Raw genomic sequence first — 20,954 nt, forward strand, 5'->3', positions numbered from 1 at the left:
TGTCGGTGCGGCTACCGGTAAGCCGGCCAGTGCCCCCGTGAGCTTGCGCCACACGCCGGGGTACCCCACCTCGGGGAAGAGGCACCCGGCCAGGACCAGGTAGATCACGACCCGGGAGGGAAGATCCCGCACCCGCTGCTGCACGGCCCTGGCAGCACTCAGCGCCTCGTCGACCATCTCGAACGGAACGAGCTGGGTGAGTTCACCGAGATGACCGGGCGCAAACCGCCCTCCAGCCACCGTGACGGTACGAGTGATGGCAGACTGTTCGGACAGCGGAGCCTCCGGTCTTTGTGAACGGCTTGTCTTGGTCGACTGCCAGTTCTACCGGGGCTCCGCTCCTCATGTCCGGCGAATCCACAGCTCACACCCCTGGACAACCCCGCCCGAGCCGTAACTTCACGGCCTTGGGACTAGATGTCCGTTACACGGACCCCCGCATGTGCCTTGTAGCGCCGGTTCACCGAGATCAGGTTCGCCACCAGCGACTCCACCTGGTGTGCGTTGCGCAAGCGTCCCGCGAAGACGCCGCGCATCCCGGGGATGCGGGCGGCCAGTGCCTGGACCAGGTCCGTGTCGGCGCGGGACTCGCCAAGGACCATGACGTCGGTGTCGATCTGCTCGACCTCGGGGTCCTGGAGCAGCACCGCCGAGAGGTGGTGGAAGGCCGCGGTGACCCGGGACTCCGGCAGCAGCGCCGCGGCCTGCTCGGCCGCGCTGCCTTCCTCCGGCTTCAGCGCGTAGGCGCCCTTCTTGTCGAAGCCGAGCGGGTTGACGCAGTCGATCACGAGCTTGCCGGCCAGCGGCTCGCGCAGGGCCTGGAGCGTCTTGGCGTGGCCCTCCCACGGCACGGCGATGATCACGATGTCGCTGCGGCGGGCGCATTCGGCGTTCTCGGCGCCCTCGATGCCCAGGCCGAGTTCCTCGGCGGCGGTCCGGGCGCGTTCCTCGGCCCGGGAACCGATGATCACCTTCTGGCCGGCCCGGGCGAGCCGGTAGGCCAGGCCGCGGCCCTGGTCGCCGGTGCCGCCGAGGACGCCGACCACGAGGCCGGAGACGTCCGGCAGGTCCCAGGGGTCGCGGGGCGCGGGCTTCGCCCCGGCCGGGGCGGTCGGGGTCGTGCCGTTGTCAGAAGTAGTCATGACACCGATCCTGTCACGCCCCTGCCACCGGCCGCGGCCGCGCCATCAGGCTTTGACGCTGCCCTCCGTCAGCCCCGTGCGCCAGTACCGCTGCAGGACGGTCATCAGCACCATCAGCGGCACCACGGAGAGGAACGCGCCGCCCACCGTGTACTGGTAGAGCACCGGCTGCCGGTCCGCGTACCCGGTCCAGCTGGTCAGGCCCAGCTGGACCGGGTAGAGGTCGGAGTCGGAGAGCATGACCAGCGGCAGGAAATAGTTGTTCCAGATGTGTACGAACTGGAAGAGGAAGACGGTGACCAGTGCGGGGGTCATCAGCCGCAGGCCCACCCCCACGAAGATCCGTGCCTCGCCCGCACCGTCGATCCGGGCCGCCTCCAACAGCGAGTCGGGGACCGCGGCGGCCGCGTAGATCCGGCAGAGATAGACGCCGAACGGGCTGACCACGCTCGGGATCAGCACCGCCCAGTAGGTGTTGGCCAGGCCCATCGCGCTGAACAGGAAGTAGAGCGGGAGGGCGAGCGCGGTGCCGGGGACGAGGACGCCGGCGAGGACGAGGTGGAACACCGCCTCCCGGCCGCGGAACGGGAAGGTGGCCAGCGCATAGCCGGCCGCGGCGGACAGCAGGGTGGCGCAGACCGCCCCGATCCCGGCGTAGAGCAGGGAGTTGGCGAACCAGCGGGCGTAGATGCCGTGGTCGTAGGTGAGGACGTCGGCGAGGTGGCCGAGCGGGTCCGGCTGGTCGGCGAACCAGAAGCCGAAGGTGCCGAAGAGCTGGGCGCTGTTCTTGGTGGTGGAAACGGCCAGCCAGTAGACGGGCACCAGGAAGTACAGCGCGGCGACGGTCAGCAGCGAGGCGGTGATGATCCGGTGGCGGACCGGCGGCAGGGTCGTCCGGGCGCGGGCGGTGGGCCGGGTCATCGGCGTCGCTCCTTCCCGCGCCCGCCGACCAGCCGCAGGAAGCCGAACGACAGCACGCACGCCACCAGCGCGAGCAGCACCGCCTCGGCCGCCGCCACGTGCGGGTTGTTGCCGACGAACGCCTCACTGTAGGCGTGCAGGTTGGGGGTGAAGCCGGAGTCGATGGACGAGGCGAGCGGGCGCAGCACCATCGGCTCGGCGAACAGCTGGAGGGTGCCGATGATGCTGAAGACGGTGGTGAGGACGAGCGCGGGGCGGATGAGCGGAAGCTTGACGTGCCGGGCGACCTGCCAGGCGGAGGCGCCGTCGATCCGGGCCGCCTCGTACAGCTCGCCGGGTACGGCCTTGAGCTGGGCGATCAGCACCAGCATGTTGTAGCCGGTGAACTGCCAGGTGACGATGTTGGCGATGGACCACAGGACGGTGCCGCGGGAGAGGAAGTCGACGTCCCAGCCGGCCGCGTCGGCGATCTTCACCAGCGGGCTGATGCCGGGGACGTAGAGGAAGCCCCACAGGATGGAGGCGATCACGCCGGGCACGCCGTAGGGCAGGAAGAAGGCGCTGCGGAAGAAGGCGATGCCGCGGGCGCTCGCGCTCTCCAGGAGCAGTGCGAGGGCGGTGGCGAGCGCGATCATCAACGGGATCTGGACGGCGGCGAACAGCAGCACCCGGCCGAAACCGGCCACGAACCGTTCGTCGGAGAGGGCGTGCGCGTAGTTGGCGAGGCCGGCGAACGCCTCGTGTTCGCGGCCGCCGAGGCCGAGCGGGCCGGTGCGTTCGGTGCGGTGCAGGCTCTGCTGGACGGCGTACCCGATGGGGGCGAGGAAGCAGAGGCCGAAGAGGACGAGGAAGGGCAGGACGAAGCCGGCGGCGGCGCGGGCGTTGCGGGCCTCGGTGCGGGAGACCCGGCGCCGACGGCGGCCGGGCGGGTCCGGCCGCCGGGCGGTGTCCGGCGCGGTGCGGGCGAGGGTGTCCCGGCTCACCCGCCGCTCTCCACCTTCAGGCCCTTGCCCTGGAGGTCGGACAGCGTCTGGCGCTGCACCTTGGCGAGGGCCGCGCGGAAGGAACTGCCGTCGGCGAGCGCGTCGGTGAAGGCGTCGCCGAGCCGCTGGTAGAGGGTGTCCACGCCGGGTCCCCACCGCCAGCTGGTGTCCACGTGCGCACCGGCGTCGGCGAAGACCTTGCTGTACGCCTGGCCGCCGAAGAAGGGCTTGTCGACGTCGAGGTCGTCGGTGGCGTAGCCCTTCTTGGCGCTGGGGAAGCCGTAGCCGCCGTCGATGAGCAGGGCGATCGACTCGGGGTCGGTGTTGAGCCAGACGGCGAAGTCCAGCGCGTCCCTGGGGTAGCTCGCCTTGGCGAAGACGGCGGTGGTGGAGCCGCCCCAGTTGGCGAAGACCTGGCCGCCGGCCTTCCACTGGGGCAGCGGCGCGGCCCGCCACTTGCCCTTGGTGCCGGGTGCGTTGCCGACCAGCAGGGCGTCGCCCCAACTGGCGCCCACCCAGGCGGTGATGGCGCCGGTCTGGAGGTCCTTGTACCAGGCGTTCTGACGGTCCGGGATGGTCTTGACGAGCTTCTGCTTGACCAGGGACTCCCAGTAGTCGGCGACCCTGCGGGTGGGTTCGTCGTCGATGTGCACGATCCAGGTGTCGCCGTGGCTCGCGTACCACTTGGCGCCGGCCTGCCAGGCGAGGCCGGCGAAGCGGTTGCCGTTGGTGGGGGCGAAGGTCTCGATCCAGGCGCCCTTCTTGCGGATCACCTTGGCGGCGGCCTCGTACTCGTCCCACGTCCCGGGAGCCTTCAGGCCCCATTTGTCGAAGAGGTCCTGGCGGACGAACAGGCCCATCGGGCCGGACGCCTGCGGGACGGCGTAGATGCCCTTGCCGAAGACGGACTGCTGCCACTGCCAGCCGAAGAACTTGTCCTTGTGGCGGGCGGCGCCGAGCGGGGCGAGGTCGAGCAGCCCGTTGTCCAGCAGGAAGCTGGGGACCACCGGGAACTCGATCTGGCCGAGGTCGGGCGGATTGCCGGCCTTGATGGCGGCGTGCATCTTGGCGTACTGCTCGCCGTTGACGGCCGAGACCTTCTCCACCTTGACCTGGACGTCGGGGTTCTTGCGGTTCCACAGGTCGACGGGTTTGTCGATGCCCGGCACCCAGGACCAGAAGGTGAGCGTGATCTTCTGGCCCTTCTTGCGCTCCCGGGGGGCGTCGGCGTCGCCGTCCCCGCTGTCGCCACAGCCGGCGAGCGTGAGGCCGGCGGCCAGCGCGGCGGCCCCGCCGAGGACCGTTCTGCGGGGCATACGGGGCAGGTCGGGCACGGGGTTGCGGGTCATGCCGGCTCCTCCACGGGGATGCGGCGGAAGGTGATCGTCGAGTACGCGCTGAAGTCGCCGGTCTCGTAAAGCAGTCCGACGGTGTCGCGGTCGAGGTGGACGGGATCGGAGGGGCCGACCGGGGCCCGCCGATGCGGGCGGCACGGGGTCACCGGGCTCTTGCCGCCGTCGCAGCAGGGTTCGCTGCTGCCGGCACCGTGCCGGAGCGCGCGAGGACCACGGCGGGGAGCCGGAAGCTCGGGTACCCCTCGGTTCCGGCCCGGTAGGGAACCGGGCTCTCGTACGCCATGGGTCACCCCCAGAGGGCAAGGACGTAGGATGTCCCTTGTCCTGGGGACCATAGGGAGCCCCCAACTCACCGTCAAGACAGCACACATGACGCTGTGTCGCGTCAGCCACGGGTGGGCTGACGGGGTGTGACATCGCGGTGAACGGGCGGGCGCGGGACCGGGTCCGGCGCCGCCCGCCCGCACCACCGCGGCCGGCCCCGGGCGCCGCCCGCACCACCGGGGCCGGTCCCGAGCGCCGCCCGCACCACCGGGGCCGCGTCCCGGGCCCTGCCCCTTCGCTACTCGGCCAGCCGGCGCCGGATGCCGTCGAAGTGCCGGTGCATGGCCTCCACGGCGCGGTCGCCGTCGCCGGCCTCCAGCGCCTCGACGATCTCCTTGTGCTGACGGTAGGTCAGTTCCGGGTCGGGGCGGTCGTCGGAGAGGTCCTCGCGCACCCGGCGCAGCGCCGCCCAGAAGGCGTCCAGCACCTCGCTCAGCAGGTGGTTGCCCATCGAGCGGTACAGCGCGAGGTGGAAGGCGCGGTCGGTGGCGCTCTGCACCATGCCGCCGCGCACCTCCTCCGCCATCCGCTGCACCAGGCCCTTGAGGACGGTGAGGTCCTCGGCGGGCAGCCGGCGCGCGACGGCGGCGATCAGGCCGGCCTCCAGCGCCTCGCGGACCTCCATCAGCTCGTACAGGCTCGGCTCGCCCTGGTGGTGGCGGACCGCGGCGCGGAAGGCGACGCCCTCGACGAACGGCTCCAGGGTGAGCGGGCCGACGTAGGTGCCGAAGCCGTGCCGGATCTCGACGATGCGCATGGCCTGCAGCGCCTTGAGCGCCTCGCGCACGGAGTTGCGGCTGACGTCGAGCAGGTCGACCAGTTCGGCCTCGGTGGGCAGCGGATCGCCCGGGACCAGTCTGCGCCGCAGGATCAACTGCTTGATCTGCGCCTGCACTTCCTCGGACATCGTCCCTCGCGCCATGGGTTCTCCCTCTCCCGCACGCAGCGCTGCCGCGCCGCCGACCCTCCCCCCACGCTCTTAAGGAGCAGGGGGACCCCATCCGACCCGCCCCCGCCGGGCCCGCGGATCCTTCCGACCGCCTGTGAACAGGTCTATTGTGCTCGACATAGGACATCCCATGTCCTATGTGTTCACGACCACCGGAGCAGCCCGCCATGGCCCTGCACACCCCCCTCCACGGCCCCCTCCACGGCGTCATCCCCCCGGTCTGCACCCCGCTCGACCCGCGGGGCGAGGTCGACACCGCCTCCCTGACGCGTCTGGTGCAGCACCTCGTCGCCGGCGGGGTGCACGGGCTGTTCGCCCTCGGCTCCACCGGCGAGGTCGCCTACCTCACCGACGACCGGCGGGCCACCGCCCTGGAGACCGTCATCAAGGCCGCGGACGGCCGGGTCCCGGTCCTCGCCGGCGTCATCGACACCACCACCCCGCGCGTCCTGGACCACGCCCGCGCCGCCGCCGCGCTCGGCGCCGACGCCCTGGTCGTCACCGCGCCGTTCTACACCCGCACCCACCCCCGGGAGATCGCCGCCCACTTCCGCCATCTGCGTGCGGCCGTGGACCGCCCGCTGTTCGCCTACGACATCCCGATGGCCGTGCCCAGCAGGCTCACCCCCACCGTGGTGCGCGAGCTGGCCGAGGACGGCACGCTGGCCGGGCTCAAGGACAGCAGCGGCGACGAGGGTGCGCTGCGCCGGCTGCTCGTGGCGCTCGGCGGCCGCACCGGCCGGCGCACCGGCCCGGCCCCCGGCTTCACCGTCCTCACCGGATCCGAACTCACCGTGGACGGCGCCCTGTTGGCCGGCGCTGACGGCGTCGTCCCGGGACTGGGCAACGTCGATCCGGCCGGCTACGTACGTCTCTACGAGGCGGCGCGGGCCGGCGACTGGGAGCGCGCGGCGGCCGAACAGGAGCGGCTGGTCGCGCTGTTCGGGATGGTCGACGCCGGCCCGGAGGCCGAGATGGGCCGCAGTTCCTCGGCGCTCGGCGCCTTCAAGGCGGCGCTGCGGCTCCTCGGCGTCATCGACCACGGCACCACCGCCTTTCCGCAGCTGCCGCTGAGCGAGGAGTCGGTGCGGGAGGTAGGACGTCGGCTGACCGCGGCCGGACTGACGCCGGTGGCCCGTACGGGTGACATGGCGTGAAGCGGTAACCAGGTGTCGGGGCGCTGCGGGAGGATCCGGGCCATGGATGCCGTACGGGTCGCCCTGCTGCGTGAGGTGCTCGCCGGGACCGAGTGGATCCAGGCCACCCGGCGGTTCGCCGGGTCGCTGCGCACCGCCGTCGCCCCGCACGGCGGCGGGCTGCTGCTGGTCGGCGGCGCCGACTACGAGCCCTGGCACCTGGCCGCCCATCTGGACGACGAGGCCGCCTGGTCGGGGCTGCCGGAGCTGTCGCCGACCCTGGTGCGGCACCGTGTCCCGGCCGGCGCCCCGGCCCATCTGTCCGTCGGCCCGGGCCGGCTGGCCGCGGCCGGACGCGGCGAGACACTGCTGGTCGTCGCGCCGGGCCGGCCGGGTGCGGACCTGCTGGAGCGGGTGCACGACGCCCGCCGCAACGGTGCCACGGTGCTCGCCCTGGACGGCGGCGACCGCGATCTGCACACGCTCGCGCACGACGCCCTGACCGCGTCGGCGCCCCTGACCGCGTCGGCGCCCCCGTCCGACGGCACCCCCGGCCCCGGCGCCGGCCCGGTTCCGGACACCACTCCCCACCCCGGGCCCGCCCCCGCCCCCGCCCCCGGCCCCGATCCCGAGGACGTCCGCTCCCAGGGCCTCGACCTCGATACGGTCCAGCATCTGGTGAGCGCGGCCGCCGGCGAGAACAGCCTGCCCGCTCCCCGCGGCCGCCGCCGCTTCCGCGACCGCCTGGCCCGCCTCGCCGACGAACTGACCGCTCCCCCGCCCCCACGCTGGTAGCCGGGTCGGGGGAGGGCGCGTCGGCCGAAAACCCTTTGCGGGCCCGCTCCCCGCGACGCACGATGGACCCTCGTGACCTCCGAGGACCCCCCACCGCCGCCCGCGCCGGCACCCCGGCGGCGGCTCACCTCCCTGCTGCCGGACCTGGTCCCCTGGCGTTCCTCGCGCGACTTCCGGCTGATGTGGTGCGCCGGCGCGATCACGGTCTTCGGCAGCTTCCTGACGTTCGTGGCGCTGCCGCTCCAGCTCAAACAGCTGACCGGCTCCACCGTCGCGGTCGGGGCGCTGGGCGCGGTGGAGCTGGTCCCGCTGATCGTCTTCGGGCTCTACGGCGGGGCGCTCGCCGACGCCGTGGACCGCCGCCGGCTGATCGTGGGAACCGAGGCCGCACTCGGTGTGATCGCCGCGGGGCTGCTGGCCAACAGCCTGCTGCCGCATCCGGCGGTCTGGCCGCTCTATGTGAGCGCGGCGGCGTCCAGCGCGCTCACGGGGCTGCAGCGCCCCGCGCTGGACGCGATCGTGCCGCGGATCGTCGGACACGACCAGCTCGCCGCGGCCGCCGCCCTGAACGCGCTGCGCTGGCAGGTCGGCGCGATCGCCGGTCCGGCGCTGGCCGGCGGGCTGCTCGCCTGGGCCGGCCCGTCCTGGGCGTACGGCGTCGACGCGGCCACCTACGCCGGGTCGCTGCTGCTGGCCCTGCGGCTGGCCCCGTCACCCGCCGCGCACGACGCCGAGAAGCCGTCGTTGCGCGCGATCGCCGAGGGCGCGCGCTACGCCTGGTCCCGCAAGGAGCTGCTGGGCACCTACGCGATCGACCTCGTCGCGATGCTCTTCGCCTTCCCGCTGGCGATCTTCCCGTTCCTCGCCGACGAGCTCGACGCACCCTGGGCGCTGGGCCTGATGTACGCGGCGCTGCCGGCCGGCTCGTGTCTGGTCAGCCTGACCAGCGGCTGGACCTCCCGGGTCCACCGGCAGGGGCGGGCGATCGCGCTGGCGGCGGCCGGCTGGGCGCTGGCCGTCGCCGCGGCCGGGCAGCTGCGCGACGTCTGGCTGGTGCTGCTCTGCCTCACGCTGGCCGGCTGCTGCGACATGATCAGCGGCATCTTCCGCTCGGCGCTGTGGAACCAGACCATCCCCGACGAGCTGCGCGGCCGGCTGGCCGGTATCGAGCTGCTGTCGTACTCGGCGGGCCCTCAGCTGGGCCAGGTGCGGGTCGGCTGTATGGCGGCCCTGACCGGGGTACGGGCCTCGGTGTCCCTGGGCGGTCTGCTGTGCTTCGCCGGGGTCGGGCTGCTCACGCTGGGCCTGCCGAAGCTGATGGCGTACGACGCGCGGACCGACGAGCACGCCCGCCGGATGCGGGAGCGCCGGGCCGCCGCCCCGGCCGCCCCCGAGGCCGGCGACGCCCTCACCGCCTAGGCGTACGCGCTCATTGCCCGGAGAGCGCGGGCGTACCCGGAGGGCGCGAGCAACGCCTGAAGGGACCGGGTCAGTCCTCCTCGCGGTCGCCGCCCTTCCCCATGTCGTGCCACTTGGGGTCGGTCTCCCACTCCACGTTCCGCTCGCGGGCGGTCTCCATGGCGTGTGCGGCCTCCTCACGGGTGCCGTACGGGCCGAAGCGGTCGGCGGCGCGGCACTGGGGGCCTTCCTCGACCGTGCCGTGCTTGAGGCAGTAGTACCACTCGCCCGGCTTTCCGACCGTCCGCCTCTTGAAGAGCGCCATCGCCGCCTCCTACTGGGGTGCTCCGTGCCACCATCCTGCCCGACGCCCCGCGGATACACTCGCTGGCATGTCTGGCCAGTCGCTTCTTGTCCCGGGGAAGATCTCCCCCACCCGTCCCGTCCCCGCCTCGATCCCGCGCCCCGAGTACGTCGGGAAGGATGCGCCCACGCCCTACACGGGGCCCGAGGTGCAGGACGCCGAAACGATCGAGCGGATGCGGATCGCCGGCCGGATCGCCGCCCAGGCGATGGCGGAGGCCGCCAAACACATCCAGCCCGGCGTGACGACCGACGAACTGGACCGGGTGGCCCATGAGTTCATGTGCGACCACGGCGCCTACCCGTCCACGCTCGGCTACCGCGGCTTCCCCAAGTCGCTGTGCTCCTCGCTCAACGAGGTCATCTGCCACGGCATCCCGGACTCCACCGTCCTCAAGGACGGTGACATCGTGAACCTGGACGTGACCGCGTACATCCACGGTGTGCACGGCGACAACAACGCCACGTACCTGTGCGGCGAGGTGGACGAGGAGTCCCGGCTGCTGGTCGAGCGCACGCAGGAGGCGCTCAACCGCGCGATCAAGGCGGTCAAGCCGGGCCGGCAGATCAACATCATCGGCCGGGTCATCGAGTCCTACGCCAAGCGCTTCGGCTACGGCGTGGTGCGTGACTTCACCGGTCACGGCATCAACTCGTCGTTCCACTCCGGCCTGATCGTTCCGCACTACGACAGTCCGCACCACACCACCGACATCAAGCCCGGCATGACGTTCACCATCGAGCCGATGCTGACGCTGGGCACGTACGAGTACGACATGTGGGCGGACGGCTGGACCGTGGTCACCAAGGACCGCAAGCGGACCGCGCAGTTCGAGCACACCCTGGTGGTCACGGAGACCGGCGCGGAGATCCTCACCCTTCCCTGACCGCGGGGGTGCGGGCGGGGCGGCCACGGCCTGACGGCCGCCTCGCGCGCGGGGCCCGGGCCTGGCAGAATTTTTACCGACAGCGCGTCGGAAAGGCCCCTACACTGATTTCCCGACACCGAGTCGGTATATGCCGGCCGCCCGCTCGCGCCCCTCGGCCCCGGAGGTCCGTCATGGCACCGTCCAGCCCGGCCCCGCACCGCTCCCCCGCCGTACCTGCCCCGTCCGCACCGCCCACCCCGTTCTCGGCGGTGATCCGGACCGCGTCCCACGCGCAGCACACGGAGGCCGAGAACTCCGCGTTCATGAGCGACCTCCTCGGCGGCCGGCTCGGCGTCACGGCGTACCGGCGCTACACCGAGCAGCTGTGGTTCGTCTACCGCGCCCTGGAGGACGCCACCGAGGCGCTGGCCGGCGACCCGGTGGCGGGCCCGTTCCTCCGTCCCGAGCTGGCCCGCACCCCCGAGCTGGAACGCGACCTCGCCCACCTCGGCGGCCCGTCCTGGCGGGAGGGCCTGCGGCCGCTGCCGGCCACCGCCGCCTACGCCGCGCGCGTCACGGACTGCGCCCACAACTGGCCGGCCGGCTATGTGGCGCACCACTACACCCGCTACCTCGGCGACCTCTCCGGCGGGCAGATCATCCGCGGCACCGCCGAGAAGACCTGGGGCTTCGCCCGCAAGGGCGACGGCGTCCGCTTCTACGTCTTCGCGGACATCACCAACCCCGCCGCCTTCAAGCGCACTTACCGCTCCTTGCTGGACGCGCTGCCGGTGGACGAGGTCGAGAAGCAGCGCGTGGTCGAGGAATGCCGCCACGCCTTCCGCCTGAACAGCGCGGTCTTCCAGGCACTGGGCGAGGAGTTCCCCCTCAGCGCGTAGGAACCCCGAACCCGCCGGCGCGGTCGCGTAGTTACGCCGCCACGCGCTGCACCCGGCCGCCGACCGCGACGGTGCCGTCCGGATGGACCCGGGTGAAGATCTGCGAGGCCGCGCCCTGATGGATCGTCAACGGGCGGGCCAGTTGGCGGGTGAGGAGCATGGCGGCGGCGCCGGTGGCCTCGTCCTCGGCGATGGCGTCGCCGCGCCGCGGGAAGCCGCGGGCGCGGACCGCTCCGGTGGTTTCGTCCCGCCAGGCCCAGGCATAGAGCCAGCCCTCCCCCGGCGGCGGGGTGGGCAGGGCGTCGACCTCCGCGACCGAGGCGTGGCGCTCGGTCCGGCGCGGCGGCACCCATTCCGGGCGGCCCCGGACCCAGGTGAGGTCGTCCTCGAAGCTCACCGCGACCTCGCCGGCCGGCGGGCGGAGGGTGCGCGGCGGCCGCCCCGTATCGCGCAGGAGCCAGGCCAGGCCGACGAGCGGGTGTCCGGCGAACGGGAGCCGGACGCTCGGCGTGTGGATGTCGACGACACCCTGGTCGGGGTCGTCGAGGAACACCGTTTCGCTGTAGCCGAGCCGGGCCGCGAGGGCGGCGCGTTCGGCGGGGTCGGGGAGCGCCGCGCCGTCCCGTACCACCGCCAGTTCATTGCCCCCGGCGCCGTTCGGTCCGCAGAACACCCGGAGTACGTCGTATGCGGTCATCGGGGCATTGAACCGCGGGGCCGGGTGAGACCGCGGGCCAGGGCCCGGCGCAGGCCGGCGCAGAGCACGCGGGCGCGGGTCGCGGTCGGCGGGAACGGCGTCATGGAGCACCCCCAGGGGCAAGCAATTTAGGCAAGGCTAACCTAAGTAGCCTGCGGGGGGATCTCTCCCCGCGGCGACGGACGGCGGAACGTGCCGGTCATGGGCGGGATCAAGAGTGGGCCCTTACCTTGACCGGCGCGTGACCGTTCCGTGATGCTCGGCGGACCGATCCGTGATGGGGCCGTTGCGCATGAGAGCGGGATCACTGGACAGGGTGGGCAGAAATAGGTAAGCCTCAGATAAGTTAGGGCCGCCTTAGTGGTGGCCCCGGCCATTGTTTACCGTTCCACTGCACCGTTTTTCGTTCTATCCCGCTTGGAGCCCTGTATGCGAGCCCTTCGCTCCTCCGCCGTCGCCGCCCTCGCCGCGGCCACGGCCGTCACCGCCGTCGCCGGCTGCGCCGCGAAGAACGACGGCAAGGGAGGCGGCAAGGGCACGGTCGACGTCACCGCCACCAACTCCAGCTGCGAGCTGTCGACCAAGGAGTTCCCGGCCGGGCACGTGCGGCTCTCGGTGGAGAACAAGGGCTCCAAGGTCACCGAGGTGTACGTCTACGCCCCGGGCGACCGGATCGTGACCGAGCGGGAGAACATCGGCCCCGGCACCCACACCGAGATCACCGCGGAGATCAAGGCCGGTTCGTACGAAATAGCCTGCAAGCCGGGCATGAAGGGCCACGGCATCCGGCAGAAGGTGACGGTCAGCGGCAAGAGCGCGACCGCCAAGCGCGACCCCAAGCTGGACGCCGCGGTCGCCGCGTACCGCAAGTACGTGCAGCAGCAGGCCGACGAGACGCTGCCGAAGGCCCAGAAGTTCGCCGACGCCGTCAAGGACGGCGACCTGGAGGCCGCGAAGAAGGCCTATGCGCTGTCCCGGATCGGCTGGGAGCGCACCGAGCCGGTCGCCGAGTCGTTCGGCGACATCGACCCCAAGGTCGACGTGCGGGCCGACGGCCTCTCCGACGGCCAGAAGTGGACCGGCTGGCACAAGCTGGAGAAGTCCCTGTGGGAGGAGAAGAAGATCTCCGGGGACGACAAGAAGCTGGCCGACCGGCTGATCACCGACCTCAAGGACTGGCAGAAGCGGGTCGGCAAGGCCGAGATCAGCCCCACCAGCATGGCCAACGGCGCCAAGGAGCTGCTCGACGAGGTCGCCACCGGCAAGGTCACCGGTGAGGAGGAGCGCTACAGCCACACCGACCTGGTCGACTTCCACGCCAACGTCGAGGGCGCCGAGAAGACCTACCAGCTGCTCAAGCCGGTCGTCACCAAGAACGAGCCGGCGCTCGCCAAGGAGCTGGACAAGCAGTTCGCGGCGATCCGCGCGCTGCTCGACGGCCACCGCGACGACAAGTCCGCCGACGGGTTCGTCTCGTACGACACGGTCGGCAAGGGTGACCGCAAGAAGCTCTCGGACGGCGTCAACGCGCTGGCCGAGCCGCTGTCGAAGCTGGCCGCCGCGGTGGCCACCGCCAAGTAGTCCGCCGCCGGGCAGGGGATCAGGATGACGCAGGACGAGGACGGTATGGCAGAGAAGACGGGCGACGCGGCCGCCGAGGGCGCCGCGGGCGAGCAGACCGGCAACGGGCGGGCGCCGTCGCGGCGTTCGCTGCTCGGCTGGGGTGGTGCCGGGCTGGCGCTCGGCGCGGTCGCGGCCGGCGGTACGGCCGCGGCGCTGCGGGCCGGCAACGACGTGCAGCCGGCCGGCGCGGACGCCACCGCGGGTGCCGCGGTGGCCTTCCACGGCACGCACCAGGCGGGCATCGCCAGCGCCGTCCAGGACCGGCTGCACTTCGCCGCGTTCGACGTCACCACCGACGACCGCGACGAGCTGATCGCCCTGCTCAAGGAGTGGACGAAGGCCGCCGCGCGGATGACGGCCGGTGACGCGGTCGGTGACGGCGCGGTCGGCGGGCTGGCGGAGGCGCCGCCGGACGACACCGGTGAGGCGCTCGGCCTGCCGCCGTCCCGGCTCACCCTCACCTTCGGCATCGGCCCGACGCTGTTCGAGAAGGACGGCAAGGACCGGTTCGGCATCAAGGACCGGCGGCCGGAAGCGCTGATCGACCTGCCGCAGTTCCCCGGCGACAACCTCGACAAGTCCCGCAGCGGCGGCGACCTGTGCGTCCAGGCGTGCGCGGACGACCCGCAGGTGGCGGTGCACGCCATCCGCAACCTCGCCCGGATCGGCTTCGGCAAGATCGCCATCCGCTGGTCGCAGCTCGGCTTCGGCAAGACGTCCTCGACGACCCCGGACGCCCAGACGCCGCGCAACATGATGGGCTTCAAGGACGGCACCCGGAACATCGCGGGCACCGACACCGCCGCGCTGGACAAGCACGTGTGGGTCGGCGACGGCGACGAGAAGGGCAAGGGCGGCTGGATGGCCGGCGGTTCGTACCTCGTCGCGCGCCGGATACGGATGCACATCGAGACCTGGGACCGCACCTCGCTCAAGGAGCAGGAGGACATCTTCGGCCGGAACAAGGGCGAGGGCGCCCCGGTCGGCCGGAAGAACGAGCGCGACGAGCCGCACCTGAAGTCGATGCTGCCGACCGCGCACGTCCGCCTCGCGCACCCCGACTCCAACGGCGGCGTCCGCATCCTGCGCCGCGGCTACTCCTTCACCGACGGCACGGACGGACTGGGCCGGCTGGACGCCGGACTGTTCTTCCTCGCCTACCAGCGCGACGTGCGGCACGGCTTCGTGCCGCTGCAGCAGAAGCTGTCGCAGAACGACGCGCTCAACGAGTACATCCAGCACGTGGGTTCCGCGGTCTTCGCGGTGCCGCCGGGCGTCCGGAACGCGGACGACTGGTGGGGCCGGGAGCTGTTCGCCTGACACCGCCGCCACCGAAGAGATCGCCGTCCGGCGCGGACGGCCGTATGAAGGAAGGGAAGGGACCGGCGTGTTCGGCAACTACCTGATCGGACTGCGTGAGGGGCTGGAGGCCAGCCTCGTCGTCTGCATCCTCATCGCCTATCTGGTCAAGACCGGCCGGCGGGAGGCGTTGCGTCCGGTCTGGCTCGGCATCTCGCTCGCCGTGGTGCTGTCGTTCGCGTTCGGGGCGGCGCTGCAGTTCGGCTCGCAGACCCTGACGTTCGAGGCGCAGGAGGCGCTCGGCGGTTCGCTGTCGATCATCGCGGTGGGCCTGGTGACGTGGATGGTCTTCTGGATGCGGCGCACCGCGCGGCACCTGAAGAAGGAGCTGCACGGCAAGCTGGACGCGGCGCTGCAGATGGGCACCGTCGCGCTGGTGGTCACCGCGTTCCTGTCGGTGGGCCGGGAGGGCCTGGAGACCGCGCTGTTCATCTGGACCGCCGCGCAGTCCGCGAACGACGGCGTACGGCCGCTGGTCGGCGCCCTGCTGGGGCTGGCCACCTCCGTGGTGCTGGGCTGGCTGTTCTACCGCGGTGCGGTGCGGATCAACCTCGCGAAGTTCTTCACCTGGACCGGCGGGATGCTGGTCGTGGTCGCGGCGGGCGTGCTGGCGTACGGCTTCCACGACCTGCAGGAGGCGGACGTGCTGCCGGGGCTGAGCTCCCAGGCGTTCGACATCAGCACGCAGATCCCGGCCGACAGCTGGTACGGCACGCTGCTGAAGGGCGTCTTCAACTTCCAGCCGGACCCGACCGTCCTTCAGGTCACGGTGTGGGCTCTGTATCTGATCCCCACGCTCGGCTTCTTCCTCGCCCCCGGTAGGGTTGCGCCGAATCGTGCCACCCCGGCGGCCGCCCCGTCCGCCCCGGTCGCCCCGAAGGAGCCCGAGCCCCATGACACGCAGGTCGCCGTTCCGGGTGCCCGCAACAGTGACGTCGGCAGCGACGGCGCTGGTGATACTGAGCGGGTGCATGACGGTGCACGGCGAGCGGGAGATGCTGCCGGCGGTGACGAAGGCTGACGGCGCCAAGGCGCTGCAGCGTTTCACCGACGGCTTCAACAAGGCCAGGCAGCAGCTCGATCCGGAGCTCAACACCTCGTTCGAGGGCGGCGCGCTGCTCGCCCTCGACCAGGCGGGGATAAAGGCGGCGCACGCGCTGAAGCCGCAGGGCGACCCGAACTACCCCACCCTGGCGTTCAAGGACGCGCACTTCACGATCCCCAAGCAGGTGGGCTGGCCGAAGTACTTCATCGCCGACGCGGCCAGCAACCGCAAGGCGGCGGACGGTTCGTACAGCCGCTGGTTCCTGGTGTTCAGCCGGAACGACATCAAGGAGAAGTGGCGGGCCGTCTACCTGGCGGAGTTCGCCGGCAACAAGGCGCCGGAGCTGAAGACGGACCAGGACGGCTTCGCGGAGGCGGTGCCGGCCGGCGGGAAGTCCGGGCTGGCGGTCGATCCGGGCAAGCTGAGCCGTACCTACGCCGACTACCTCAACACGGGCAAGGGCAGCGTCTTCGCGTCCGGCCCGAACACCGACGGCTGGCGGGCCCGGCGCGCCCGGGACACCAACCAGCCGGGCGCCCGCATCCTGTGGGAGGACACCGCGTCCGACTACCCGCCGGTGGCGCTGCGGACCACGGACGGCGGTGCGCTGGTGTTCTTCTCGACCTTCTACCACCAGCAGAAGACGGTCTCCGCGGGGTCGGTGATCACGGTGCCGGCGCAGCTGCAGGGCCTGATGGACGGGCCGGTGAAGAAGACCAACCGGATGGCCTTCACCACCGTCTCGGCGCAGACGGTGACGGTGCCGGCGAAGGGCTCCGGGGGCAAGATCACGGTGCTGAACCGGCGCGAGGCCAAGACGTCGGTCAAGCCGCTGTAGACCGTCGCACCCACCGGCGGCGGGACACGGCCGACGGGACGCGGACGACGGGATACGGACAAGGGGCCGCCGGGGTGTTTCCGGCGGCCCCTTGTCCGTACGGCGGGGACGTGAAAGGTGCGCGGACGCGCGGCGGTCAGCGGCCGATCGGCCACGCCGCGGTTTCGTGGTAGTGCTCGCGGTCGGCGCGCTCGTTGAACTCGGCACAGGCGTCGGTGAGCGACTCCAGCAGCGTCAGCGGGTCGGGCAGCGGGAGCTCGGGGCCGCGCAGCCAGGTCACCCCGGGCTGTTCGCCGGGGAGGGTCGAGGGCGGCAGGAGGACGTAGCTGCCGCGGCAGTGCCAGCGCAGGCCGGGATGCTCGTCCATGGTCTCGGGGTGGCAGTCCAGCTCGCACGGCCACCACTCGTCCTCGTCGTCCGGGGTGCCGCGGGTGGCGGTGAAGAACAGCATCCGGCCGTCGCCGAAGCCGCCGCCGCTGAGGGTGATCGGGCCGACCTCGATGCCGGCCGCCTCCAGCCGGCCGAGGGCGCTGCGGCCGGCCTCGACGGGTACGTCGAGGACGTCGTGGGCGATGCCGGTGGCGGTGATGAAGTTGGCCTGCGGGAGGGTGCGGACCCAGGCGGCGACCTTGTCGCGGTCGGTGGTGGCGACGGTCTGCCAGCCGAAGGAGATGGGGTGGCGGCCGGGGGTGGGACAGCCGATGCGTTCACAGGAGCAGCCGTAGCCCGAGGGGTGCGCCGCCGGGGCGATCGGGAAGCCCGCATCGGCCGCGGCCAGCAGCAGGTCCTCGCGGCCGCGCGCGGCAACCGATCCCGTGTCCGTATCGCCGCCGTCCGATCCGCTCTTCGGCCGGCGCAGCCACTGGGAGAACCTGCTCTTGCGTTCCATCTATCCCCTCACTTCGAGCGGTGGTCTGGGATCAATGCTGCCACCATCCTGCGCTCGGGGTGACCGGTGTGCGGATCCGGGGTGAACGGAAGGGGGGCGAAGACCGGCATTTCCGGGCATCACCGACAGGTCACCGCGTACGCCCGGCGCTCGCCCGGCCGGGTCAGTCCCGCGGGCGCAGACCACGCAATGCCTGGTCGACGAGGGTGTCGACGAAGGCGTGGGTCAATTCGCCGGTCCGCATCAGCCAACGCTGTGAGAAGGGACTCAGCACCATCTCGGCGGCCACCCGTACGTCGATGTCCGCGGCCACCTCGCCGGCCTCCTGGGCCCGCCGCATCCGGTCGGCGTAGACCTGGATGCCGGGCTCCATCAGCCGGGCGACGAAGGTGCGGGAGAGCCCCTCGTCGCTCGCGCCGGCCGCGGCCAGGGCGCGGTAGGGGGCCTGGAAGGCGTGGTCGTTGAACTCGTCGGCGGTCGCGCGGAGCACGGCCTTGAGGTCGGCGGCGAGATCACCGGTGTCCGGGAGGCCCTTTTCGTAGTCCTCGCCGACGCCGGCGGTGAAGGCGTCCAGGAGGACCGCGGCCTTGGAGGGCCACCAGCGGTAGATGGTCTGTTTGCCGACGCCGGCCCGGGAGGCGATGCCCTCGATCGTGAGCTTGTCGTAGCCGACCTCGCCGACCAGGGCGAGCGCGGCATCGAAGATCGCCTGCCGGGAGCGCTCACTGCGGCGGGAGGAGTCGGGGGTCTTGGCACCGGAGGCGCCGGCGGAGGGGGCTGAGGTAGGGGCCATGCGAGGAGTGTAGTGCGACACCTAGGCGAGACGTATCGTCTTGACGAGACGACTCGTCTCGCACACAATGGGTCGGGCGAGACGAAACGTCTCGCTGCGTCGGTCTACGGAGGAGGAGCCCATGAGCAAGGGCAGCGGAGACGGCATGCTCGGCGTCGGAGGCGCCCGCAACAAGCTGTCGCGCGGAGCGCTGCGCGGCGGCGCCGGCGGCGGCCGGGGCGGCAAGGACCGCGCCCGGGCGGAGGCCCAACGGCAGGAGCTGCTGCGCAAGTTCCAGGAACGGGCAGCCGGAAGAGAATGAGACCACCAGGGCCCGGCGCGCTCAGGCGCCGGGCCAGCTGTCACCCCAGGCGGCGTCCCGGGCCTCGCGGTACTGGGTGCCGTGGCGCTTGGTGACGGTGGTGCGCTGCAGCCCCTCCTCCGCGGTGCACAGGTCGAGGAGGACCTGGCCCTTGCGGAGCTGGGGTTTGCGGACGATCCGGGCGGCGGCGGGACCGGCCGGGAGGCGGGTCGCGGCGACGTAGGCGAACTTCTCGTCCTCGTACGGGAGCGCGCCGCCCTTGACCTGGCGGTGGAGGGAGGAGCGGCTGACCCGGGCCGAGAAGTGGCACCAGTCCTCCCCCACGACGATGGGGCAGGTCCCGGCGTGCGGACAGGGGGCGACGATCCGCAGGCCGGCCTCGATGAGCTGGTCGCGGGCCTCGCGGATGCGGAGGTAGCCGTCGGGGGTGCCCGGTTCGATCAGGACGACGGCGGTGGCGGTGGCGGCCGCGGCGACCACCGCGCGACGGTCCTCGGGGCGGAGTTCGCCGAGCACGTAGGAGACGGTGACCAGGTCCGTGCCCTCGGGGACGGTCAGGCCGGCGCCGATGGTGCCGCGGCGCCAGGTGATGTCCGGGAGGATGCCCTCCGCGAGTTCGGCGCCAAGGTCCAGGGCCGGCTGGGCCCAGTCCAGGACGGTGCTGTGGTGGCCCTGCCAGAGGGCGGCGGTGGCCCAGGTCGCGGCGCCGGTGCCGCCGCCGATGTCGAGGTGGGTGGCCGGGGACCAGTCCGGGACGCGGACGGCGAAGGCGGTCAGCGCGGCGCGCACCGCCTCGAAGGTGGCCGGCATGCGGTAGGCGGCGTAGGCGGCCACGTCCGCGCGGTCGCGGAGGACCGGGGCGTCGGTGGGGGTGCGCCCCCGGTAGTTGGCGATCAGCCGGTCGACGGCCTGCGCGGCCTGCTTGGGCGGCAGGCCGTCGAGCAGGCCGGCCAGTGCGGCGCGCAATTCGTCGTGCATCGACGAAATTCTACGTACGTTTTCGGCTCGCCCGCCGTGGGGGCCGGGGTTCTTCCGCCGTCGGCGGGCGTGGGGGTTCGGGGCGGGGGCGCTCGCCTTCGCTCTGGTGCCGGGTGTGGTCCTCAACCCCGCCCCGCCGAAGGCGGACAAGACGGCAACCCCCACGGCGGGAGAGCCGGCCACGTACGGCGCGCCTCAGCCGGCCGCCCGCGCAAGACACGTCGCGGCCGCCGCCCGCGGCCCGCTGCCGCCGGTGCGGCGGCGGGGGTGGACCGTGTTGGCGAGGAGGATCAGGAAGGTGTCGGTGGCGCGGTCCAGGACGAGGCTGGTGCCGGTGAAGCCGGTGTGCCCGGCCGCGCCGCGGCCCGCCAGCTCGCCCATGAAGTACGGCTGGTCCACGACGAAACCGAGGCCCGGCGGGTCGAGCAGGGCGTCGACCGCGGCGGGCCCCAGGATCCGGGTGGTGCCGTAGGCGCCGCCGTTGAGCAGGGTGCGGCACAGCACGGCCAGGTCCTGGGCGGTGGAGAACAGGCCCGCGTGGCCGGCCACCCCGCCCAGCGCCCAGGCGTTCTCGTCGTGCACCTCGCCGCGGAGCATGCCGCGGTCCGCCTTGGCCCAGGGCCGCCGCTGGTCCTCGGTCGCCGCCACGCCGTGCGGCGCCAGCGGCCCGTAGCGGGTGGAGGTCATGCCGAGCGGGCCGGTGATCTGCTCGCGGACCAGCGCATCCAGGCGGCGCCCGGTGCACCGCTCCAGGATCAGCGCCAGGGCGATGAGGTTGAGGTCGGAGTAGCGGTAGCCGGTGCCGGTGCCGCCGCTGGGGGCCGCCGCCTCCCGCCACAGCAGCGCCAGTTGGGCGGCCCGGCCGACGTGGTCGTAGAAGGGGAGCTCGGGGGCGAGCCCGGAGGTGTGGGTGAGCAGCTGCCGGACGGTGCGGCCGGGGGCGAACGCCGGCAGGTGGTCCCGGACCTCGTCGTCGAGGGAGAGCCGGCCGCGTTCGGCCAGCTGGACGGCGGCGACGGCGGTGAAGAGCTTGGTGAGCGAGGCCAGGTCGAAGACGGTGCCGGCCCGCATCGGCTCCCACAGGTCGCGGGGCAGGTCCAGGCCGCGGTCCTGCTCCGGGTCGTAGGCCCGGTAGCGCTGCGCCCAGCCGGCGGCCTCCTCGGCGACCACGACCGGGCCGCGGCCGGCCAGCACCACGACCCCGGGGCTCCACGGCGGCCGCCCCTCGGGAATCGCCCGCACCCCGCGCACCAGCCGCTCGACCCAGGCGGGGTCCAGTCCCGCCCGGGCCGGGGTG

23 protein-coding genes are annotated in these 20,954 nt (G+C 72.5%); 10 read left to right on the forward strand and 13 right to left on the reverse strand.

Annotation, left to right across the window (positions count from 1 at the left end; translation table 11 throughout):
• The 7 genes from AB0G35_RS26475 to AB0G35_RS26505 all read right to left on the reverse strand — a co-directional run.
• Nucleotides 1-240, reverse strand: a 240-nt coding sequence (locus AB0G35_RS26475) for a transposase domain-containing protein (RefSeq protein ID WP_360954396.1), incomplete at its 3' end; no start/stop codon positions are given.
• Nucleotides 241-413: 173 nt separating this feature from the next.
• Complete coding sequence (gene npdG, locus AB0G35_RS26480) at nucleotides 414-1,142, reverse strand: NADPH-dependent F420 reductase (protein ID WP_360954399.1); 729 nt, start codon at nucleotides 1,140-1,142, stop codon at nucleotides 414-416.
• 45 nt (nucleotides 1,143-1,187) lie between these two features.
• A complete protein-coding gene (locus AB0G35_RS26485; protein ID WP_360954402.1) occupies nucleotides 1,188-2,063 on the reverse strand; it encodes a carbohydrate ABC transporter permease in 876 nt (291 codons plus the stop codon).
• Nucleotides 2,060-2,920 carry a sugar ABC transporter permease gene (locus AB0G35_RS26490; protein WP_360954645.1) on the reverse strand — a complete coding sequence of 287 codons (861 nt, stop codon included), beginning with the start codon at nucleotides 2,918-2,920 and terminating at the stop codon, nucleotides 2,060-2,062. The genes AB0G35_RS26485 and AB0G35_RS26490 overlap by 4 nt, the downstream gene beginning before the upstream one ends.
• Before the next feature lie 122 nt (nucleotides 2,921-3,042).
• A complete protein-coding gene (locus tag AB0G35_RS26495) occupies nucleotides 3,043-4,395 on the reverse strand; it encodes a sugar ABC transporter substrate-binding protein (protein ID WP_360954405.1) in 1,353 nt (450 codons plus the stop codon).
• The gene (locus tag AB0G35_RS26500) at nucleotides 4,392-4,547 is read right to left on the reverse strand and encodes a hypothetical protein (protein WP_360954663.1); all 156 of its coding nucleotides are present in this window, start codon (nucleotides 4,545-4,547) and stop codon (nucleotides 4,392-4,394) included. Before AB0G35_RS26500 ends, AB0G35_RS26495 begins: the two co-directional genes overlap by 4 nt.
• 416 nt (nucleotides 4,548-4,963) lie before the next feature.
• The gene (locus tag AB0G35_RS26505) at nucleotides 4,964-5,647 is read right to left on the reverse strand and encodes a FadR/GntR family transcriptional regulator (RefSeq protein ID WP_360954408.1); all 684 of its coding nucleotides are present in this window, start codon (nucleotides 5,645-5,647) and stop codon (nucleotides 4,964-4,966) included.
• A gap of 194 nt (nucleotides 5,648-5,841) precedes the next feature.
• On the opposite strand from AB0G35_RS26505, the gene AB0G35_RS26510 reads away from it, so the two are divergent.
• From AB0G35_RS26510 to AB0G35_RS26520, 3 genes are all read left to right on the forward strand, one after another.
• Complete coding sequence (locus AB0G35_RS26510; RefSeq protein ID WP_360954411.1) at nucleotides 5,842-6,831, forward strand: dihydrodipicolinate synthase family protein; 990 nt, start codon at nucleotides 5,842-5,844, stop codon at nucleotides 6,829-6,831.
• A gap of 42 nt (nucleotides 6,832-6,873) precedes the next feature.
• Nucleotides 6,874-7,605, forward strand: a complete 732-nt coding sequence (locus tag AB0G35_RS26515; protein ID WP_360954414.1) for a hypothetical protein — start codon at nucleotides 6,874-6,876, stop codon at nucleotides 7,603-7,605.
• A gap of 72 nt (nucleotides 7,606-7,677) precedes the next feature.
• Nucleotides 7,678-9,024 (forward strand): MFS transporter, encoded by a 1,347-nt coding sequence (locus AB0G35_RS26520; protein WP_360954417.1) that lies wholly within the window; start codon nucleotides 7,678-7,680, stop codon nucleotides 9,022-9,024.
• 70 nt (nucleotides 9,025-9,094) lie between these two features.
• Here AB0G35_RS26520 and AB0G35_RS26525 read toward each other — a convergent pair whose 3' ends face one another.
• A complete protein-coding gene (locus AB0G35_RS26525; RefSeq protein ID WP_360954420.1) occupies nucleotides 9,095-9,328 on the reverse strand; it encodes a hypothetical protein in 234 nt (77 codons plus the stop codon).
• A 67-nt stretch (nucleotides 9,329-9,395) separates the two neighbouring features.
• On the opposite strand from AB0G35_RS26525, the gene map reads away from it, so the two are divergent.
• Both map and AB0G35_RS26535 read left to right on the forward strand, forming a co-directional pair.
• Nucleotides 9,396-10,253 carry a type I methionyl aminopeptidase gene (gene map / locus AB0G35_RS26530; RefSeq protein ID WP_360954423.1) on the forward strand — a complete coding sequence of 286 codons (858 nt, stop codon included), beginning with the start codon at nucleotides 9,396-9,398 and terminating at the stop codon, nucleotides 10,251-10,253.
• Nucleotides 10,254-10,426: 173 nt separating this feature from the next.
• Complete coding sequence (locus AB0G35_RS26535) at nucleotides 10,427-11,134, forward strand: biliverdin-producing heme oxygenase (protein ID WP_360954426.1); 708 nt, start codon at nucleotides 10,427-10,429, stop codon at nucleotides 11,132-11,134.
• Between the two features lie 31 nt (nucleotides 11,135-11,165).
• Here the strand turns inward: AB0G35_RS26535 and AB0G35_RS26540 are convergent, their stop codons facing one another.
• The gene (locus AB0G35_RS26540) at nucleotides 11,166-11,831 is read right to left on the reverse strand and encodes a PhzF family phenazine biosynthesis protein (RefSeq protein ID WP_360954429.1); all 666 of its coding nucleotides are present in this window, start codon (nucleotides 11,829-11,831) and stop codon (nucleotides 11,166-11,168) included.
• 429 nt (nucleotides 11,832-12,260) lie between these two features.
• Between AB0G35_RS26540 and efeO the strand changes: the two genes are divergently transcribed.
• From efeO to AB0G35_RS26560, 4 genes are all read left to right on the forward strand, one after another.
• Nucleotides 12,261-13,412, forward strand: a complete 1,152-nt coding sequence (gene efeO / locus AB0G35_RS26545; RefSeq protein WP_360954432.1) for an iron uptake system protein EfeO — start codon at nucleotides 12,261-12,263, stop codon at nucleotides 13,410-13,412.
• Between the two features lie 45 nt (nucleotides 13,413-13,457).
• Complete coding sequence (efeB, locus tag AB0G35_RS26550) at nucleotides 13,458-14,774, forward strand: iron uptake transporter deferrochelatase/peroxidase subunit (protein WP_360954435.1); 1,317 nt, start codon at nucleotides 13,458-13,460, stop codon at nucleotides 14,772-14,774.
• 67 nt (nucleotides 14,775-14,841) lie between these two features.
• Nucleotides 14,842-15,834, forward strand: coding sequence for an iron uptake transporter permease EfeU (gene efeU / locus AB0G35_RS26555; protein ID WP_360954438.1), 993 nt, complete (start codon nucleotides 14,842-14,844; stop codon nucleotides 15,832-15,834).
• The gene (locus tag AB0G35_RS26560; protein WP_360954441.1) at nucleotides 15,821-16,696 is read left to right on the forward strand and encodes a hypothetical protein; all 876 of its coding nucleotides are present in this window, start codon (nucleotides 15,821-15,823) and stop codon (nucleotides 16,694-16,696) included. Before efeU ends, AB0G35_RS26560 begins: the two co-directional genes overlap by 14 nt.
• Nucleotides 16,697-16,832: 136 nt before the next feature.
• Here the strand turns inward: AB0G35_RS26560 and AB0G35_RS26565 are convergent, their stop codons facing one another.
• Both AB0G35_RS26565 and AB0G35_RS26570 read right to left on the reverse strand, forming a co-directional pair.
• Complete coding sequence (locus AB0G35_RS26565) at nucleotides 16,833-17,585, reverse strand: bifunctional DNA primase/polymerase (protein WP_360954444.1); 753 nt, start codon at nucleotides 17,583-17,585, stop codon at nucleotides 16,833-16,835.
• Nucleotides 17,586-17,748: 163 nt separating this feature from the next.
• The gene (locus tag AB0G35_RS26570) at nucleotides 17,749-18,378 is read right to left on the reverse strand and encodes a TetR/AcrR family transcriptional regulator (protein WP_360954447.1); all 630 of its coding nucleotides are present in this window, start codon (nucleotides 18,376-18,378) and stop codon (nucleotides 17,749-17,751) included.
• Between the two features lie 121 nt (nucleotides 18,379-18,499).
• On the opposite strand from AB0G35_RS26570, the gene AB0G35_RS26575 reads away from it, so the two are divergent.
• Nucleotides 18,500-18,679, forward strand: a complete 180-nt coding sequence (locus tag AB0G35_RS26575; protein WP_360954450.1) for a DUF6243 family protein — start codon at nucleotides 18,500-18,502, stop codon at nucleotides 18,677-18,679.
• Between the two features lie 21 nt (nucleotides 18,680-18,700).
• Here the strand turns inward: AB0G35_RS26575 and AB0G35_RS26580 are convergent, their stop codons facing one another.
• Both AB0G35_RS26580 and AB0G35_RS26585 read right to left on the reverse strand, forming a co-directional pair.
• Nucleotides 18,701-19,657 carry a small ribosomal subunit Rsm22 family protein gene (locus AB0G35_RS26580; protein ID WP_360954453.1) on the reverse strand — a complete coding sequence of 319 codons (957 nt, stop codon included), beginning with the start codon at nucleotides 19,655-19,657 and terminating at the stop codon, nucleotides 18,701-18,703.
• A 195-nt stretch (nucleotides 19,658-19,852) separates the two neighbouring features.
• On the reverse strand, nucleotides 19,853-20,935 hold the full coding sequence (locus AB0G35_RS26585) for a serine hydrolase domain-containing protein (RefSeq protein WP_360954648.1): 1,083 nt from the start codon (nucleotides 20,933-20,935) through the stop codon (nucleotides 19,853-19,855).
• Nucleotides 20,936-20,954: the final 19 nt, after the last annotated feature.

Source organism: Streptomyces sp. NPDC021749 (assembly GCF_040640655.1).
Lineage (GTDB): Bacteria > Actinomycetota > Actinomycetes > Streptomycetales > Streptomycetaceae > Streptomyces.

Bases quoted from the DNA above. Each gene is read 5' to 3' on its own strand.
- npdG (WP_360954399.1), bottom strand. From the start codon at position 1,142: ATGACTACTTCTGACAACGGCACGACCCCGACCGCCCCGGCCGGGGCG.
- AB0G35_RS26485 (WP_360954402.1), bottom strand. From the start codon at position 2,063: ATGACCCGGCCCACCGCCCGCGCCCGGACGACCCTGCCGCCGGTCCGC.
- AB0G35_RS26495 (WP_360954405.1), bottom strand. From the start codon at position 4,395: ATGACCCGCAACCCCGTGCCCGACCTGCCCCGTATGCCCCGCAGAACG.
- AB0G35_RS26505 (WP_360954408.1), bottom strand. From the start codon at position 5,647: ATGGCGCGAGGGACGATGTCCGAGGAAGTGCAGGCGCAGATCAAGCAG.
- AB0G35_RS26510 (WP_360954411.1), top strand. From the start codon at position 5,842: ATGGCCCTGCACACCCCCCTCCACGGCCCCCTCCACGGCGTCATCCCC.
- AB0G35_RS26515 (WP_360954414.1), top strand. From the start codon at position 6,874: ATGGATGCCGTACGGGTCGCCCTGCTGCGTGAGGTGCTCGCCGGGACC.
- AB0G35_RS26525 (WP_360954420.1), bottom strand. From the start codon at position 9,328: ATGGCGCTCTTCAAGAGGCGGACGGTCGGAAAGCCGGGCGAGTGGTAC.
- map (WP_360954423.1), top strand. From the start codon at position 9,396: ATGTCTGGCCAGTCGCTTCTTGTCCCGGGGAAGATCTCCCCCACCCGT.
- AB0G35_RS26535 (WP_360954426.1), top strand. From the start codon at position 10,427: ATGGCACCGTCCAGCCCGGCCCCGCACCGCTCCCCCGCCGTACCTGCC.
- AB0G35_RS26540 (WP_360954429.1), bottom strand. From the start codon at position 11,831: ATGACCGCATACGACGTACTCCGGGTGTTCTGCGGACCGAACGGCGCC.
- efeO (WP_360954432.1), top strand. From the start codon at position 12,261: ATGCGAGCCCTTCGCTCCTCCGCCGTCGCCGCCCTCGCCGCGGCCACG.
- efeB (WP_360954435.1), top strand. From the start codon at position 13,458: ATGGCAGAGAAGACGGGCGACGCGGCCGCCGAGGGCGCCGCGGGCGAG.
- AB0G35_RS26565 (WP_360954444.1), bottom strand. From the start codon at position 17,585: ATGGAACGCAAGAGCAGGTTCTCCCAGTGGCTGCGCCGGCCGAAGAGC.
- AB0G35_RS26570 (WP_360954447.1), bottom strand. From the start codon at position 18,378: ATGGCCCCTACCTCAGCCCCCTCCGCCGGCGCCTCCGGTGCCAAGACC.
- AB0G35_RS26575 (WP_360954450.1), top strand. From the start codon at position 18,500: ATGAGCAAGGGCAGCGGAGACGGCATGCTCGGCGTCGGAGGCGCCCGC.
- AB0G35_RS26580 (WP_360954453.1), bottom strand. From the start codon at position 19,657: ATGCACGACGAATTGCGCGCCGCACTGGCCGGCCTGCTCGACGGCCTG.